Annotated in this window: 11 protein-coding genes and 1 pseudogene; 6 read left to right on the top strand and 6 right to left on the bottom strand. The window is 71.0% G+C overall.

Features of this window, described 5'->3' with window-relative positions:
- Nucleotides 1-39 precede the first annotated feature (39 nt).
- Entirely contained in the window at nt 40-1,623 is a 1,584-nt protein-coding gene (gene norR, locus QTI68_RS02835; RefSeq protein WP_286520206.1) for a nitric oxide reductase transcriptional regulator NorR, read from the top strand.
- Nucleotides 1,624-1,627: 4 nt separating this feature from the next.
- Here the strand turns inward: norR and selD are convergent, their stop codons facing one another.
- Nucleotides 1,628-2,707, bottom strand: coding sequence for a selenide, water dikinase SelD (selD, locus tag QTI68_RS02830; RefSeq protein WP_286519535.1), 1,080 nt, complete (start codon nt 2,705-2,707; stop codon nt 1,628-1,630).
- 83 nt (nt 2,708-2,790) lie between these two features.
- Here selD and QTI68_RS02825 point away from each other — a divergent pair, with 83 nt between their 5' ends.
- The 5 genes and pseudogenes from QTI68_RS02825 to mnmH all read left to right on the top strand — a co-directional run bounded on the left by QTI68_RS02825 (nt 2,791) and on the right by mnmH (nt 7,107).
- The gene (locus tag QTI68_RS02825; protein WP_286519534.1) at nt 2,791-3,648 is read left to right on the top strand and encodes a putative selenate ABC transporter substrate-binding protein; all 858 of its coding nucleotides are present in this window, start codon (nt 2,791-2,793) and stop codon (nt 3,646-3,648) included.
- A gap of 97 nt (nt 3,649-3,745) precedes the next feature.
- Nucleotides 3,746-4,414 (top strand): annotated as a pseudogene (locus tag QTI68_RS02820) (phosphonate ABC transporter ATP-binding protein); the annotation flags it as partial.
- Entirely contained in the window at nt 4,411-5,238 is an 828-nt protein-coding gene (locus QTI68_RS02815) for a PhnE/PtxC family ABC transporter permease (protein WP_286519531.1), read from the top strand. The pseudogene QTI68_RS02820 and the gene QTI68_RS02815, both read left to right, overlap by 4 nt.
- Complete coding sequence (phnE, locus tag QTI68_RS02810) at nt 5,235-6,035, top strand: phosphonate ABC transporter, permease protein PhnE (RefSeq protein ID WP_286519529.1); 801 nt, start codon at nt 5,235-5,237, stop codon at nt 6,033-6,035. Before QTI68_RS02815 ends, phnE begins: the two co-directional genes overlap by 4 nt.
- On the top strand, nt 6,028-7,107 hold the full coding sequence (mnmH, locus tag QTI68_RS02805) for a tRNA 2-selenouridine(34) synthase MnmH (RefSeq protein ID WP_286519528.1): 1,080 nt from the start codon (nt 6,028-6,030) through the stop codon (nt 7,105-7,107). Before phnE ends, mnmH begins: the two co-directional genes overlap by 8 nt.
- A gap of 18 nt (nt 7,108-7,125) precedes the next feature.
- Here the strand turns inward: mnmH and QTI68_RS02800 are convergent, their stop codons facing one another.
- The 5 genes from QTI68_RS02800 to QTI68_RS02780 are packed head-to-tail and all read right to left on the bottom strand — an operon-like array spanning nt 7,126 to nt 13,259.
- Nucleotides 7,126-7,938 (bottom strand): enoyl-CoA hydratase, encoded by an 813-nt coding sequence (locus QTI68_RS02800; RefSeq protein WP_286519527.1) that lies wholly within the window; start codon nt 7,936-7,938, stop codon nt 7,126-7,128.
- A gap of 11 nt (nt 7,939-7,949) precedes the next feature.
- Nucleotides 7,950-9,386, bottom strand: a complete 1,437-nt coding sequence (locus tag QTI68_RS02795) for an aldehyde dehydrogenase family protein (RefSeq protein ID WP_286519525.1) — start codon at nt 9,384-9,386, stop codon at nt 7,950-7,952.
- 6 nt (nt 9,387-9,392) lie between these two features.
- A complete protein-coding gene (locus QTI68_RS02790) occupies nt 9,393-10,187 on the bottom strand; it encodes an enoyl-CoA hydratase/isomerase family protein (RefSeq protein ID WP_286519523.1) in 795 nt (264 codons plus the stop codon).
- Complete coding sequence (locus QTI68_RS02785; protein ID WP_286519522.1) at nt 10,174-12,300, bottom strand: acetate--CoA ligase family protein; 2,127 nt, start codon at nt 12,298-12,300, stop codon at nt 10,174-10,176. The genes QTI68_RS02790 and QTI68_RS02785 overlap by 14 nt, the downstream gene beginning before the upstream one ends.
- 8 nt (nt 12,301-12,308) lie before the next feature.
- Nucleotides 12,309-13,259 carry a tripartite tricarboxylate transporter substrate binding protein gene (locus QTI68_RS02780; protein WP_286520204.1) on the bottom strand — a complete coding sequence of 317 codons (951 nt, stop codon included), beginning with the start codon at nt 13,257-13,259 and terminating at the stop codon, nt 12,309-12,311.
- Nucleotides 13,260-13,318: the final 59 nt, after the last annotated feature.

The following is a 13,318-nucleotide window of genomic DNA, read 5'->3' as shown; positions in this document are numbered from 1 at the left end:
GACGAAAATCGTGTCGATATGACCCATCACCGTGTCCAGATGACTCCCGACAAGCTGCTTGAGGCAGTCGCGCCGCTGGTCGCGGACCTGGGCTCCGGCCTGCCCGCCGAGGAGCTTTATCGCCGCCTGCTGCAGTCGCTGCGCCTGCTGCTGCCCTGCGATGCCGCGGCGCTGCTTCGGCTCGAGGATGGCAGCTTGCGGCCGCTGGCGGTCGACGGCTTGAGCCGCGACACGCTGGGCCGTCGTTTTCGCATCGCGGAGCACCCGCGCTTCGCGGCGCTGGTGGGGGCCGCCGGGCCCTTGCGCTTTCCTTCCGACAGCGCGCTGCCAGACCCCTACGACGGCCTGGTCGAGGGCCTGCATGGCGACCTCCCCGTGCACGACTGCGCGGGCTGCCCGATCCAGCTCAATCAACGGATCTGGGGCTTGCTCACGCTCGACGCGCTGCAGCCCGATCGCTTTTCGCGCGGCGACCTGGCGGCGCTGCAGCTGTTCGCCAACCTGGCGGCCGGCATCGTCACCGTCGCCGGCCGCATCGAGCAGCTGGAGAACCGCGTGGCGCTCGAGAGCCTGCGCGCCGAGGGCTACCGGCTCGCCGCGGCGCCGCGGGCCCGCGAGCTGATCGGCCGCAGCACGGCCATGCGCCGGCTCGTCGCCGACATCGAGACCGTGGCGGCCAGCGAGCTGTCGGTGTTGATCCAGGGCGAGACCGGCGTCGGCAAGGAACTGGTCGCGGAGGCGATCCATGCCGGGTCCCCGCGTGCGGCGCGGCCCATGATCAGCCTCAACTGCGCGGCCCTGCCCGAGACACTGGTCGAAAGCGAATTGTTCGGCCACGTCAAGGGCGCGTTCACGGGCGCCACCAGCGACCGGCCGGGCAAGTTCGAGCTGGCCGACGGCGGCACGCTGTTCCTGGACGAGGTCGGCGAGCTGTCGATGCCGGTGCAGGCCAAGCTGCTGCGTGTGCTGCAGAGCGGCCAGCTGCAGCGCCTGGGCTCCGACCGCGAGCACCATGTGGACGTGCGCCTGATCGCTGCCAGCAACCGGGACCTGGCCGACGAGGTGAAGGCCGGCCGCCTGCGGGCCGACTTCTACCACCGCCTGAGTGCCTACCCGCTGCGGGTGCCGCCCCTGCGCGAGCGGGGCCGCGACGTGCTGCTGCTGAGCGGCTTCTTCCTCGAAGAGAACCGCTCCCGGCTCGGCATCGGCGCGGCCCGGCTCGATGCCAGCGCGCAGGCGGCGCTGCTGGCGTACGACTGGCCGGGCAACGTGCGCGAGCTGGAGCATCTGCTCGGGCGCAGCGCGCTGAAGGCGCGCGCGCGGCATCCGCAGCGGCCGCGGATCCTGAGCCTCACGGCGGAAGACCTGGATCTGGAAGGGCGCCGGGCCGAGGCCGCCCCGGCGATCGAAGCGGTGGACAGCGCGGACACCGCCAGCGACGCGCCGCGCCAGGGCGAGTCGCTCCAGCAAGCCGTCGATGCGCTCAAGAGGCAGCGCCTGCAGGCGGCGCTCGCCGCGCATGGTTTCAACCGGGCGGCGGCGGCGCAGTCGCTCGGCCTCGACCGGGCCAACCTGATTCGGCTGGCGAAACGGCTGGGGGTCGCGCTCGAACCCGTGAAATGAGGCCTCAGGGCAGCACGCGCAAGCCGGCCCGGCCGGCTTCGGTGCGGCCGATCACGGCCGCGGCGCCGAAGCCTTCATCGCGGAAGATCGCCAGCACCGCATCGACCGCCTCGGGCGCGCAGCTCACCAGCAGTCCGCCCGAGGTCTGGGGGTCGCTGACCAGCGCCTGCGCGGTGGCCGGCAGGCCCGCGGCCATCTCGACATCGGCGCCGTAGCCGCTCCAGTTGCGGCCCGAGGCGCCGGTCACGAAGCCCTCGGCGGCCAGCGCCTCGACGCCGTCGAGCCGCGGCACCTTCGACCACTCGATCACGGCCGTCAGCCCGGCGCCGCGCGCCAGTTCGAGCGTGTGGCCCGCCAGTCCGAAGCCGGTCACGTCGGTCAGCGCATGCACGCCGGGAAGCGCCGCCAGCGCGATGCCGGGCGTGTTGAGCCGGGTCGTGCTGTCGATCAGCTGCCGGTAGCCGGCTTCCGACAACTGCTCCTTCTTGAGCGCGGCCGACAGCACGCCGACACCCAGCGGCTTGCCGAGCACCAGCAGGTCGCCGGCCCGGGCGTCGGCGTTGCGCTTGACCTGCGCCGGGTCGACCAGGCCCATCACCACCAGCCCATAGATCGGCTCGACCGAGTCGATGGTGTGGCCGCCCGCGATCGGGATCCCGGCCGCGCGGCAGACGTCCTGGCCGCCGCGCACGATCTCGCCGATGGCCTCGATCGGCAGCTGGGCGACCGGCATCGCGACCAGCGCCAGCGCCATGATCGGCTTGCCGCCCATCGCGTAGACGTCGCTGATCGCATTGGTGGCCGCGATGCGCCCGAACTCGTACGGATCGTCGACGATCGGCATGAAGAAATCGGTGGTCGCGATCAGGGCCTGGCGGTCGTTGAGCCGGTAGACGGCGGCGTCGTCGGCGGTCTCGATGCCGACCATCAGCTCGGGCGGCATCAGGCCGCCGGCGCCACTCTTCAGGATCTGCGAGAGCACGCCGGGCGCGATCTTGCAGCCGCAGCCGCCGCCATGCGAGAAGCTGGTGAGGCGCAGCGGCGCGAGCGGGTTGACGGGGCGGGAGGAGGGCGTGTCGTTCATGGGGCCCATTATCCGAGCGGCGTGCAGGCGCGTCTTTCTACAATCGAAGGTTGTCCGCCTACCGGCCTCCCGGCTGCCCCATCATGAAAAACATCTCCCGCCGCGCCTTCGCGCTGGTCCTTTCAGTCTTCGCCGTCGGTGCCTTCGCGCAGGGCAAGGTGCTGCGCGTCTCCGCCATTCCCGACGAGGCGCCGACCGAACTGCAGCGCAAGTTCAAGCCGCTCGGCGACTACCTGCAGAAGGAGACCGGCATGGAGGTGCAGTTCACCCCGGTCACCGACTATGCGGCGGTGGTCGAGGGGCTGGCCACCAACAAGCTCGACCTGGCCTGGCTCGGCGGCTTCACCTTCGTGCAGGCGCGCATCCGCACCAACGGCGGTGCGGTGCCGATCGTGCAGCGGGCCGAAGACAAGGTGTTCACCAGCAAGTTCATCGTGCCGGTCGACAGCCCGGCCAAGACCCTGGCCGACCTGAAGGGCAAGACCTTCGCCTTCGGCGCGCCTTCGTCCACCTCGGGCAGCCTGATGCCGCGCTACTTCCTGCTGCAGGCCGGCATCGATCCCGAAAAAGACTTCAAGACCGTGGCCTTCTCGGGCGCGCACGATGCCACCGTGGCCTTCGTGGCCGCCAACCGGGCCGAGGCGGGCGTGCTCAACGCGTCGGTGTGGGACAAGCTGGTCGAAGCCAAGAACCCCAATGCCGCCAAGGTGCGCGTGCTGGCGACCACGCCGACCTACTACGACTACAACTGGACCGTGCGCCCGGGCCTCGACCCGGCGCTGGCGAAGAAGCTGACCGACGCCTTCCTGAAGCTCGATCCCGCGAACCCCGCCCACAAGGAAATCATGGACCTGCAGCGGGCCAGCAAGTTCATCCCGACCCAGTCGTCCAACTACGACGGCATCGAGGCGGCGGCCAAGTCCGCGGGCCTGGTGAAGTGATGCGGCGCAGGCCGCCTGCCGGAACGGGCGCGTGAGCTTCTCGCTCGATGCGGTCGGCCTGGTGCATCCGAACGGCCACCGCGCGCTGCAGGGCGTGTCGCTGGCCGCCGCCGGAGGAGAGCGGCTGGCGGTCATCGGCCCTTCGGGCGCCGGCAAGACCACGCTGCTGCGCGTGCTCGGCGCGGCGCTGCGGCCCGGCGAGGGCAGCGTCCGGCTGCTCGACCAGGCACCCTGGCAACTGAGCGCGCCGGCGTTGCGCGGCCTGCGGGCGAGCATCGGCACCGTGCACCAGAGCCCGCCGATCGCGCCCAGGCTGCGGGTCGTCACCGCGGTGCTCGCGGGGCGGCTCGGCCAGTGGTCGACGCTGCGGGCGCTGGGCTCGCTGCTGCGCCCGTCCGACCTGCCGGGTGCGCACGAGGCACTGTCGCGGCTGGCGCTCGAAGACCGGCTGTTCGAGCGCTGCGATCGCCTGTCGGGCGGGCAGCTGCAGCGCGTCGGCATCGCCCGCGTGCTGTACCAGCGGCCGGCCCTGCTGCTGGCCGACGAGCCGGTGTCGGCACTCGACCCCACGCTGGCCGACCTGACGCTGCAGCAGCTGGTGCGGCAGAGCGAGGCGACCGGCGCGACCCTGGTGGCCTCGCTGCACGCGGTGGACCTGGCGCTGCGCTGGTTTCCGCGCATCGTCGGCATGCGCGGCGGGCAGGTCGTGTTCGACCGGCCGGTGGGCCAGGTCGACGAGGCGATGCTGAAGGCGCTGTACGCATGACGGATCCGACCGCGCTGCGCGACCCGGCGGCCCGCCGGCGGCTGGTCGGCGGGCTGGCCGCGCTGGCGATCGCCTGGCCGATGCTGCAGCTGGCCGGGTTCCATCCCGCCGCCCTGTTCGGCGCCGGCAACCTGCAGGTGATCGGCGGCTTCCTGGCCGGCTTCGTGCCGCCGGCCACGGCGCCGGAGTTCCTGGCGCTGCTGGCCAAGGCCACGCTCGAGACCCTGGCCATGGCCACCGCCGGCACCGCCCTGGCCTTCCTGATCGGCGCGCCGCTGGCCTTCGTGACCACCCGTGCGCTGTCGCGGTCGCGCATCGGCCCGGGACCGGGGCGCGTGCGCGCCGCGACGCTGCGGCAGTGCGCACGTTCGCTGCTGATGGTGTTGCGCGCCATCCCCGAAATCGTCTGGGCGCTGATCTTCGTGCGTGCGCTGGGGCTCGGTCCGGCCGCCGGCGTGCTGGCGCTCGCCATCACCTATGGCGGCATGCTCGGCAAGGTCTACGCAGAGGTGCTCGAATCGACCGACACGGCGCCGGCGCGGGCCCTGCTCGAAAGCGGCAGCGGCCGGCTGGCGGCGCTGTGCTACGGCCTGCTGCCGAACTGCGCCCAGGAGCTGACCTCCTACACCGTCTACCGCTGGGAGTGTGCGGTGCGGGCCTCGGTGGTGATGGGCTTCGTCGGCGCCGGCGGCCTGGGCCAGTTGATGGACCAGTCGATGAAGATGCTCAACGGCGGCGAGGCCAGCAGCATCCTGTTGGTTTTCCTGGGCCTGGTGCTGCTGGCGGATGCACTCAGCAATGCCCTGCGGAGATTGCTGCGATGAGCGCGTCGTTCGCGGCCGCGCCGCCGCGCTGCCTTCGCTGCTGGGCCACGGCGCTCGCCATCCTGATCGCGGTGGCGGCCAGCTTCGCCTATCTCGCGATCGACTACGGCGCGCTGTTCACCGGCGAGTCGCTGTCGCTGATGGGCAGGTTCATCGCCGAGTTCTTTCCGCCCGACCTCTCCGCCGCGTTCCTGCAGAAGACCGCCTGGGGCGCCTTGCAGACCCTGGCCGTGTCGGCGCTCGGGACCTTGCTGGCGGCCGCCGGCGGTGCGCTGCTCGCGTTGCCGGCCTCGGGCCGCTCGGGGGCCTGGGTGCAGGGCGCGACCCGCTTCGTGCTGAACTTGCTGCGCAGCGTGCCCGAGCTGGTGTGGGCGGCGCTGATGGTGCTGGCGGCCGGCATCGGCCCCTTCGCCGGTGCGCTGGCGCTGGCGCTGCACACCACCGGCGTGCTCGGCCGCCTGTTCGCCGAGAGCCTGGAGAACGCGCCGCGCGCGCCCGAACAGGCGCTGTCGCAGAGCGGCTCGGGCGCCGTGGCGGCCTTCGCCTACGGCAGCCTGCCGCTGGTGCTGCCCCAATGGGTGGCCTACACGCTGTATCGTTGGGAGATGAACATTCGAATGGCCACCGTGCTGGGCTTCGTCGGCGGCGGCGGCCTGGGCCAGCTGCTCTACTTCCACCTGTCGATCTTCCAGCAGCCACAGGCGATGACCGTGCTGGCCGCGATGTTCGGCCTGGTGGCGCTGGTCGACACGGCGAGTGCCCGGCTGCGCCGCGACCTGGGGCCGGCCTATGCATGAGGACGACAAGCGCTACCGCCCGACCCGGGTGGCCGACATCCCCGGCTTCGACACCCTGATCGACGCCCGCTCGCCGGCCGAGTTTGCGCTCGACCACATCCCTGGCGCGATCAACTGCCCGGTGCTCGACGACGAGGAGCGCCGCATCGTCGGCACGCTCTACAAGCAGACCGGTGCCTTCGAGGCCCGCCGGGTCGGCGGCGCGATGGTCGCGGCCAACCTGGCGCGCCACCTGCGCGAGCAGTTCGCCGACCGGCCCGCCAACTGGCGGCCGCTGGTCTATTGCTGGCGCGGCGGCTTGCGCAGCGGCTCGATGGTGACCTGGCTGCGGCTGGTCGGCTGGGATGCCCAGCAGCTGGCCGGCGGCTACAAGAGCTTCAGGCACCACGTGCTGGCGCAGATCGAGGCCACCTGTCCGCGGCTGCAGCTGCGCGTGATCTGCGGCGCCACCGGCAGCGCCAAGACCCGCCTGCTGCAGGCCCTGGCCGCGCGCGGCGAGCAGGTGCTCGACCTCGAGCACCATGCCAGCCACAAGGGCTCGCTGCTGGGCGCCTTGCCCGGCGTGCCGCAGCCTTCGCAGAAGCAGTTCGAGACCCGCATCGCGACCGCCTTCGAGGCCCTGGACCTGGCCCGGCCGGTGTACGTCGAAGGCGAGAGCGCCCGCATCGGCCGGCTGTCGCTGCCGATCCCGCTGGTCGCGCGCATGCGCGGGGCCGACTGCATCGAGGTGCAGGCCGACCCGGCCGCGCGGCTGGCCTACCTGCTGCGCGACTACGCCTACCTCGGCGACGACCCCGAGGCCCTGGCCGGCCAGCTGGGCAAGCTCAAGGAGCTGCAGGGCAAGGCCGTGGTGGACCGCTGGCAGCAGTGGGCGCGCGACGGCGAACTGGCGCCGCTGTTCGCGGAGCTGATGCTGCTGCACTACGACCCGCACTACGAACGATCGCAGGCGAAGCACTTCGGCCGCTGGGCGCAGCGGATGACGGTGGCGACCGGGGATCTGACGGAGGCCGGGATCGCGGTGTTGGCCGAGGGCGTGCGGGCTTGCGGGGAGCCGACCGGGCGCGCGTGAATTCGCAGAGCGCGTGCGTCAGCGTCCCGAGAAGCGCGCCGGTCGTCGTTCGACGAAATGCGCCACACCCTCGGTGAAGTCCTCGCTCCGGATGCTCTCGACCATCTCGGCGTTGGCGAGCGTCACGGCCTCGCCGAGCGACTGGTAGGGCGCCTCCCAGAGCTGCCGCTTCATGACGCGCACCGAGCGCGGCGACACGTCGACAGAGAGTGTCTTTGCCAACGCCTGCGCCTCGGCGAGCAATCGATCGGCCGGGACGACCCGATTCACGAGCCCCATGCCGAGTGCCTCCTGCGCGTCGATCTTGCGAGAGGTCAGCAGGAGGTCGGTGGCATGCGCATGGCCGACGATGCGCGGCAGCATCCACGAGATGCCGTGCTCGGCGATCAGGCCGCGCTTGGCGAAGGCGGTGGCGAACACCGCCTTGTCGGAGGCGATCCGGAAATCGCTGTAGAGCGCCATCACCAGGCCGAGCCCGGCAGCGGCGCCGTTGACGGCACAGATCACCGGCTTGGGGGCGGCGGGGAAGTACGAATAGCGCGTCTGGTAGTCGGCCCTTCGGTTCATGTCGAACGGCCGCATCCACTGCTCGGCGCGGATGTCCTCCGGCGGCAGCACTTCGAGTTCTTCCATGTCCATGCCCGCACAGAAGGCCCGGCCCGCGCCGGTCAGGACGATGGCTCGCACGTCCTTGTCGCTGCCGGCCTGTTCGATGGCCGTGCGCAGTTCGGCCTCGAGGATCCGTGTCAGCGCATTCATGCGCTCCGGCCGGTTCAGCGTGATCGTCGCGACGTGTCCGTCGACCGTGTAGATGATTTGTTCGAAGTTCATGGTGAGAGGTTTCAGTGGAGGGTCTCGATGAAGGCGGCAGGCAACTGGATGGACACGGGTTCGACGAACTCCTCGAGGCCGTAGCGTCCGTTCTCGCGCCCGATGCCCGATTTCTTGAAGCCCCCGAAAGGCGCGGCGGGGTTGAAAGGGGCGCCGTTGATGTCGACCTGGCCGGCGCGCAGGCGGCGCGCGACAGCCAGCGTCGCCGCCTCGACCGGTCCCCACACGGCGGCTGCCAGGCCGTAGTCGGTGCCGTTCGCGAGGGCGATGCCGTCCTCCACCCCGTCGTAGCCGATCAGGACCAGCACCGGACCGAAGACCTCGTCGCGTGCCACCGCCATGTCGGGCGTCACGTCCGCCAGCACGGTGGGCGCCACGAAAAAGCCGTGCGGGGGCAGATCGGCCGGGCTTCCGAGCTTGCGTGCGCCGGCGGCCAACGCCCCGGCGATCAGGCCTTCGACCTTTTGCTGCTGCGCCTTGGAGGCCAATGGCCCGAGTCTTGTCGCGGCGTCGGCCGGGTCGCCCATCCGGTAGGCGGCCAGGAGGTCCACGGCCGCTGCTTCGGCAGCGCCCAGCAAGGGCCGCGGCACCAGCAGCCTTGTCGTCGCCGAACAGGTCTGGCCCGAATTGAGCATGCAGCCCGCAAGCGTGGTCTTGACCGCGGCCGCCAGGTCGGCGCCGGGCAGCACCAGCGCCGCCGACTTGCCTCCCAGTTCGAGCGCCACGCGCTTGATGGCTTCGCCGGCGATGGCCGCGATGTGGCGTCCCGCGCGGGTGGAGCCGGTGAACGACACCATGTCCACCTCGGGGTGCCGTACCAGGGCCTCGCCGACGTCCGCTCCGCTGCCGTGGACGAGATTGAACACGCCGGCCGGCAGCCCGGCCCGAAGCACCGCCTCGGCGAGCAGGAAGGCGCTGGTCGGAGCCAGTTCTGAAGGCTTGAGCACGACCGTGCAGCCGGCCAGCAGTGCGGGAGCGATCTTTCCGGTGATCTGGTGCAGGGGATAGTTCCAGGGGGTGATGCAGGCCACGACGCCGGTCGGCACTTGCTGCACGAGCGAATGGCCGACGCGCGACTCCCATTCGAAATCGCCGGCAAGGTCGGCGTACATGTCCCAGGCGGCCAGTGGCGCGCCGACCTGGATGCGCGCGGCCAGCTTGCGCGGCATGCCGACTTCCCGCGAGATGGCGGTGGTCAGCGCCTCGGCTTGTTCGCGCAGCGCGGCAGCGATGCGGCGCACGGCCGCGATGCGCTCGGCGGGCGGCGTGGCGGCCCAGCCTGCAAAGGCGCGGCGAGCGGCCATCACCGCGGCATCGACGTCGGCCGCCGAGGCGCTGCGGTAGGAAGCGAAGGCTTCCTCCGTGAAGCTGTCGGTGACAGCGAGGTCGTCGGTTCCGTGCGCGGGCGCCACGGCGCCATCGATGAAGAGCGAGTCGAGACGGGTCATCTGGGGTCAATCCTTGGAGGGTTTCGAAGTCTTCGGGGCGTCGCGTCTGGCCAGGAACTCGCGCATGACGCGCTGGGGTTCGCCGGTGGAATAGCACTCGAGCTGGTAGCGGATGCCTGCGCTGCAGGCGTCGTCGAAGCCCGCTTGGGTGCGCTCGCGAAAGCGTTGCTTGGTGGCGCGCAGCGCGGCGCCGGGGAGGGCGGCCAGTGCACGCGCGCGTTCCAGCGCCCGCGGCAGCACCTGCTCGGGAGCAACCAGGTCGTTGACCAGACCGAGCGCATGCGCGCGTTCGCCGGTGATCAGTTCACCCGTGAGCGACAGCTGCTGGTTGAGCGAATGACCGATCTGCAGCGACATCAGGTAGGAGCCGACGATGCTGGCCAGCCCGGCCTTGACTTCGGGTTGCCCCATTCGCAGCGTCGGGTGTGCCACGCGCAGGTCGCACATCAGCGCCATCTGGAACCCCGCGCCGACCGCGGTGCCGTTGAGTGCGGCGACGATCGGCTTGGAGACGTCGCGCACGGCCTGGTACATCGCATGCTGGCGGTTGAGCCAGCCGGCCAGCGTGTCGGTGTCGATCGTTGCCGACTCGTCCAGGTCCTGTCCACCGCAGAAAGCGCGCTCGCCGCTGCCGGTCAGCACGATCGCCCCGACGGCCGGATCGGCATCGAGGGCACGCAGATGCTCGCCGAGGGCGGCGCGCAACGCCGCGTTGACCGCATTCATCACGGCAGGCCGGTTGAGCCGAACCACAGCCGTGCCGTCCTGGATATCGACCTGAACGGTGTCAGTGCGCTGCATGCGATGCTCCCTGGCGTTCGATGACGGCGTCGACGGCCCAGCCGCCCTGGCCCGCGTCGCCGACGATCAGCGGGTTGAGGTCGATCGATGCGATGGCGAGAGGGTGCGCCGCCGCGAGCTCGCCGAGCGCCACCGCGGTGCGCGCAACCACGTTCAGATCGATGGGCGCTTCGCCGCGGACGCCGGCGAGGACCGGCGCGATGCGCAAGCGGGCGAGTTTGGCGATCACGTCCGATTCGGAGAAGGGATGCAGCAGCACCACGAAATCGCGCAGGGCCTCGACGTACTTGCCGCCATCGCTGACCATCACGACGGTTCCGAACAGCGGGTCCTGACGCACGCCGAGTGCGAATTCGCGGCGCCCGCGCACCCTTTGCGCGACGATGACGCCGTCCAGCGGAAGCCCCATCGCGGCGACGCGTTCGGCGCATGCGGTCCAGGCGTCTCGAACCTGGTCCGCGGTCTGCACGTCGACGAAGACCAGGCCGTGCTCCGACTTGTGGGGAATGCGCGCCGAACACGCCTTGACCACGACCTGCGGTCCCAGGGCTCGCCAGGCGGCGATCGCTTCGTCCGCGCTTCGGCACAGACGGTGCGCGACCGTGGGGATGCCGGCGGCGGCCAGCAGGGCGAGGCTGTCTGCCTCGCTCAGGAGCGGGACATCGCCGTCCGGCAGGGGCTGCGCATCCAGTGAAGGTGCCCGCAGTGCGTGGCGCGCGGCTGACTGTTGCATCAGCATTCCGTGTCGGCTCCACTGGTGCAGCGCGTTGATGGCGTCCGTCTCGTGGGTGAACACCGGAACGCCGGCATCGCGGAAGGCCTGTCGCACCGAGGCCTGGGGCGCGGACACGACGCACGGCTTGTGGCGCGCCGCGGCGAAGCGGGCGGTGTCGCGGGCCATGCCGGGCACGTCGTAGCCTTCTCCGGCGACCGGCACGCCGATGAGGAACATGTCGGCCTGCGGGTCGGCCGCCAGCGCGCCAAGCGTGTCGGCGTACATGCCGCCCTGGGTCATGAGCGAGGCCGTGAGGTCGACCGGATTCTGTGCCGTCGCGAAGCTCGGCATGATGCCGGCGAGGGCGTCGATGACGGGTTGGCCCAGTTCGGCCAGCGGCAATCCGAGCGTTGCGGCCGCATCGGCGCAGAGGACGCCGACGGCGCCGCTGTGGCTCATGACGACCAGGCGCTCGGCGGCCCGGGGCGGCGTGGCGAGGTAGAGCTCGACGGCGTTGACCAGCCCCTGCACGTCGTTGGCACGCCAGATGCCATGGCGCTCGAAAAAGGCGTCGACGACGACGTCGTCGTTGACGATGGCGCCGGTGTGCGAAGCGGCGGCCTTGGCGCCGTGCGCGCTGCGGCCCGACTTGAGCGCGATCACCGCGGCACCGCGCGCCGAGGCGAGCCGTGCGACTTCCGCGAGCATGTCCGGATCGCTCAGGGACTCGATGTACATCAGGACGACGCGGATGTCGGGGTCCGCCGCCGCCGCCAGCGCCAGCTCGCACACCGATGCATCGGCGTCGTTGCCCGAAGCGACCAGGTAGCGCACGCCGACGCCGCGCTCGCGCAACATCGCGTACGGCATCACGCTGGCCGCGCCGCTCTGGCTCACGATGGCCACCGGACCGTCCGCGGGTTCGACTTCCATGAACATCGTGCTGAAGTTCATCACCGCGCCGGTCTGGAAGTTGGCCACGCCCTGCGCGTTCGGCCCGATCAGGCGAATGCCGAGGCGCCGCGCCTGCGCCACCAGCTCCTGCTGGCGCGCGACGCCCTCGGTGCCGGTTTCGCCGAAGCCCGAGCTCATCACGATGGCGCTGCCGATGCCGCGCGCCGCACACTGGTCGATCACGCCGGCGACCGCATCCTGGCCGACCGCGACGATCGCGACATCGGGCGCCTCGGGCGTCGCCGCGAGCGAAGGGTAGGCTGCCAGGCCCTGGACCGTCGCGCGCTTGGGATTGATCGGGTAGACCGCACCCTGGAAGCCGAATCGTCGAAGGTAGTGCAGGGGACGCCCACCGACCTTGTTGCGGTCTTCTGTCGCGCCGACGATGGCGATGCGCCGCGGCGCGAAAGCGCGTTGCAGACGGGGATCGAGGAGGTCGTTCATGGTGTCGCTCAGTCGAGGCTGGCGCCGGAGGCCTTCACCACCGGCGCCCATTTGGCGGTGTCGCTCTTGATGAGTGCGGCGAATTCGGCTGGCGTGGTCGTGCGGGCATCGGCGCCGTCGGCCTCCATGCGCTTCTTCATGTCGTCGGTGGCCATGACCGCGACCATTTCGCGGTTCAGGCGCTCGACCACCGCAGGGGGCGTCGCCTTGGGCGCCAGCACGCCGTACCAGATCGTCACGTCGAAGCCCTTGAGGCCGGCTTCCTGGACGGTCGGCACGGCCGGCAGCAGCGGCGAGCGCTTCGGACCCGTCACGGCGAGCGCGCGCACCTTGCCGGCGGCGATGTTCTGGGTCTGCTGCGCGATCGTGTCGAACATCATCGACAGGCGACCGCCCAGCAGGTCCACCATGGCCGGTGCGGAGCCCTTGTAGGGGACGTGCGTGATCTGGATGCCGGCCGTGCTGCGGAACAGTTCGCCCGACAGGTGATTGGAGCTCCCGTTGCCGGCCGAGCCGTAGGTCAGTTCACCCGGCCGGGCCTTGGCCAGCGCGATCAGGTCGGCCAGGTTCTTTGCGGGGATCCCGGGGCTGGCGACGAGCACGTTCATCGTCGTGGCCATGAGGCTCACGGGCGCGAAGTCCTTCACCGGGTCGTAGCGCAGCCGGGCGTAGAGGCTTGGATTGATCGCCAGCGTGCCGGTGGTGCCGAAGAACAGCGTGTGGCCGTCGGCCGGCGCACGGGCCACGAGTTCGGCCGCGATGCCGCCGCCGGCGCCGCCGCGGTTGTCGATGATCACCTGCTGGCCGAGCCGATCGCCGAGCTTCTGGGCCAGCAGGCGCGCCATGGCGTCGGTCGGACCCCCGGCGGGGAAGGGAACGACCAGCGTGACGGCCTGCCTGGGATAGACCGCCTCCTGGGCATGGAGCAGGGGCGCGGCCAGCAGCGAGGCGGCCGCCATCGCGAACGCGATCGGGTGCTTGATCTTCAAGGTTGTCTCCTTTTGGGTGAGTGCAGCCC

The sequence above is a fragment of the Variovorax sp. J31P207 genome (genome assembly GCF_030316965.1).
Taxonomy (GTDB): Bacteria; Pseudomonadota; Gammaproteobacteria; order Burkholderiales; family Burkholderiaceae_C; genus Variovorax; species Variovorax ginsengisoli_B.
The sequence above is the reverse complement of the archived record's forward strand: the minus strand, read 5'-3'. Positions and strand labels throughout refer to the sequence as shown.

Coding starts and splice junctions, on each gene's coding strand:
- norR (WP_286520206.1), top strand. CDS start 40: ATGACTCCCGACAAGCTGCTTGAGGCAGTCGCGCCGCTGGTCGCGGAC.
- selD (WP_286519535.1), bottom strand. CDS start 2,707: ATGAACGACACGCCCTCCTCCCGCCCCGTCAACCCGCTCGCGCCGCTG.
- QTI68_RS02825 (WP_286519534.1), top strand. CDS start 2,791: ATGAAAAACATCTCCCGCCGCGCCTTCGCGCTGGTCCTTTCAGTCTTC.
- QTI68_RS02815 (WP_286519531.1), top strand. CDS start 4,411: ATGACGGATCCGACCGCGCTGCGCGACCCGGCGGCCCGCCGGCGGCTG.
- phnE (WP_286519529.1), top strand. CDS start 5,235: ATGAGCGCGTCGTTCGCGGCCGCGCCGCCGCGCTGCCTTCGCTGCTGG.
- mnmH (WP_286519528.1), top strand. CDS start 6,028: ATGCATGAGGACGACAAGCGCTACCGCCCGACCCGGGTGGCCGACATC.
- QTI68_RS02800 (WP_286519527.1), bottom strand. CDS start 7,938: ATGAACTTCGAACAAATCATCTACACGGTCGACGGACACGTCGCGACG.
- QTI68_RS02795 (WP_286519525.1), bottom strand. CDS start 9,386: ATGACCCGTCTCGACTCGCTCTTCATCGATGGCGCCGTGGCGCCCGCG.
- QTI68_RS02790 (WP_286519523.1), bottom strand. CDS start 10,187: ATGCAGCGCACTGACACCGTTCAGGTCGATATCCAGGACGGCACGGCT.
- QTI68_RS02785 (WP_286519522.1), bottom strand. CDS start 12,300: ATGAACGACCTCCTCGATCCCCGTCTGCAACGCGCTTTCGCGCCGCGG.
- QTI68_RS02780 (WP_286520204.1), bottom strand. CDS start 13,259: ATGGCGGCCGCCTCGCTGCTGGCCGCGCCCCTGCTCCATGCCCAGGAG.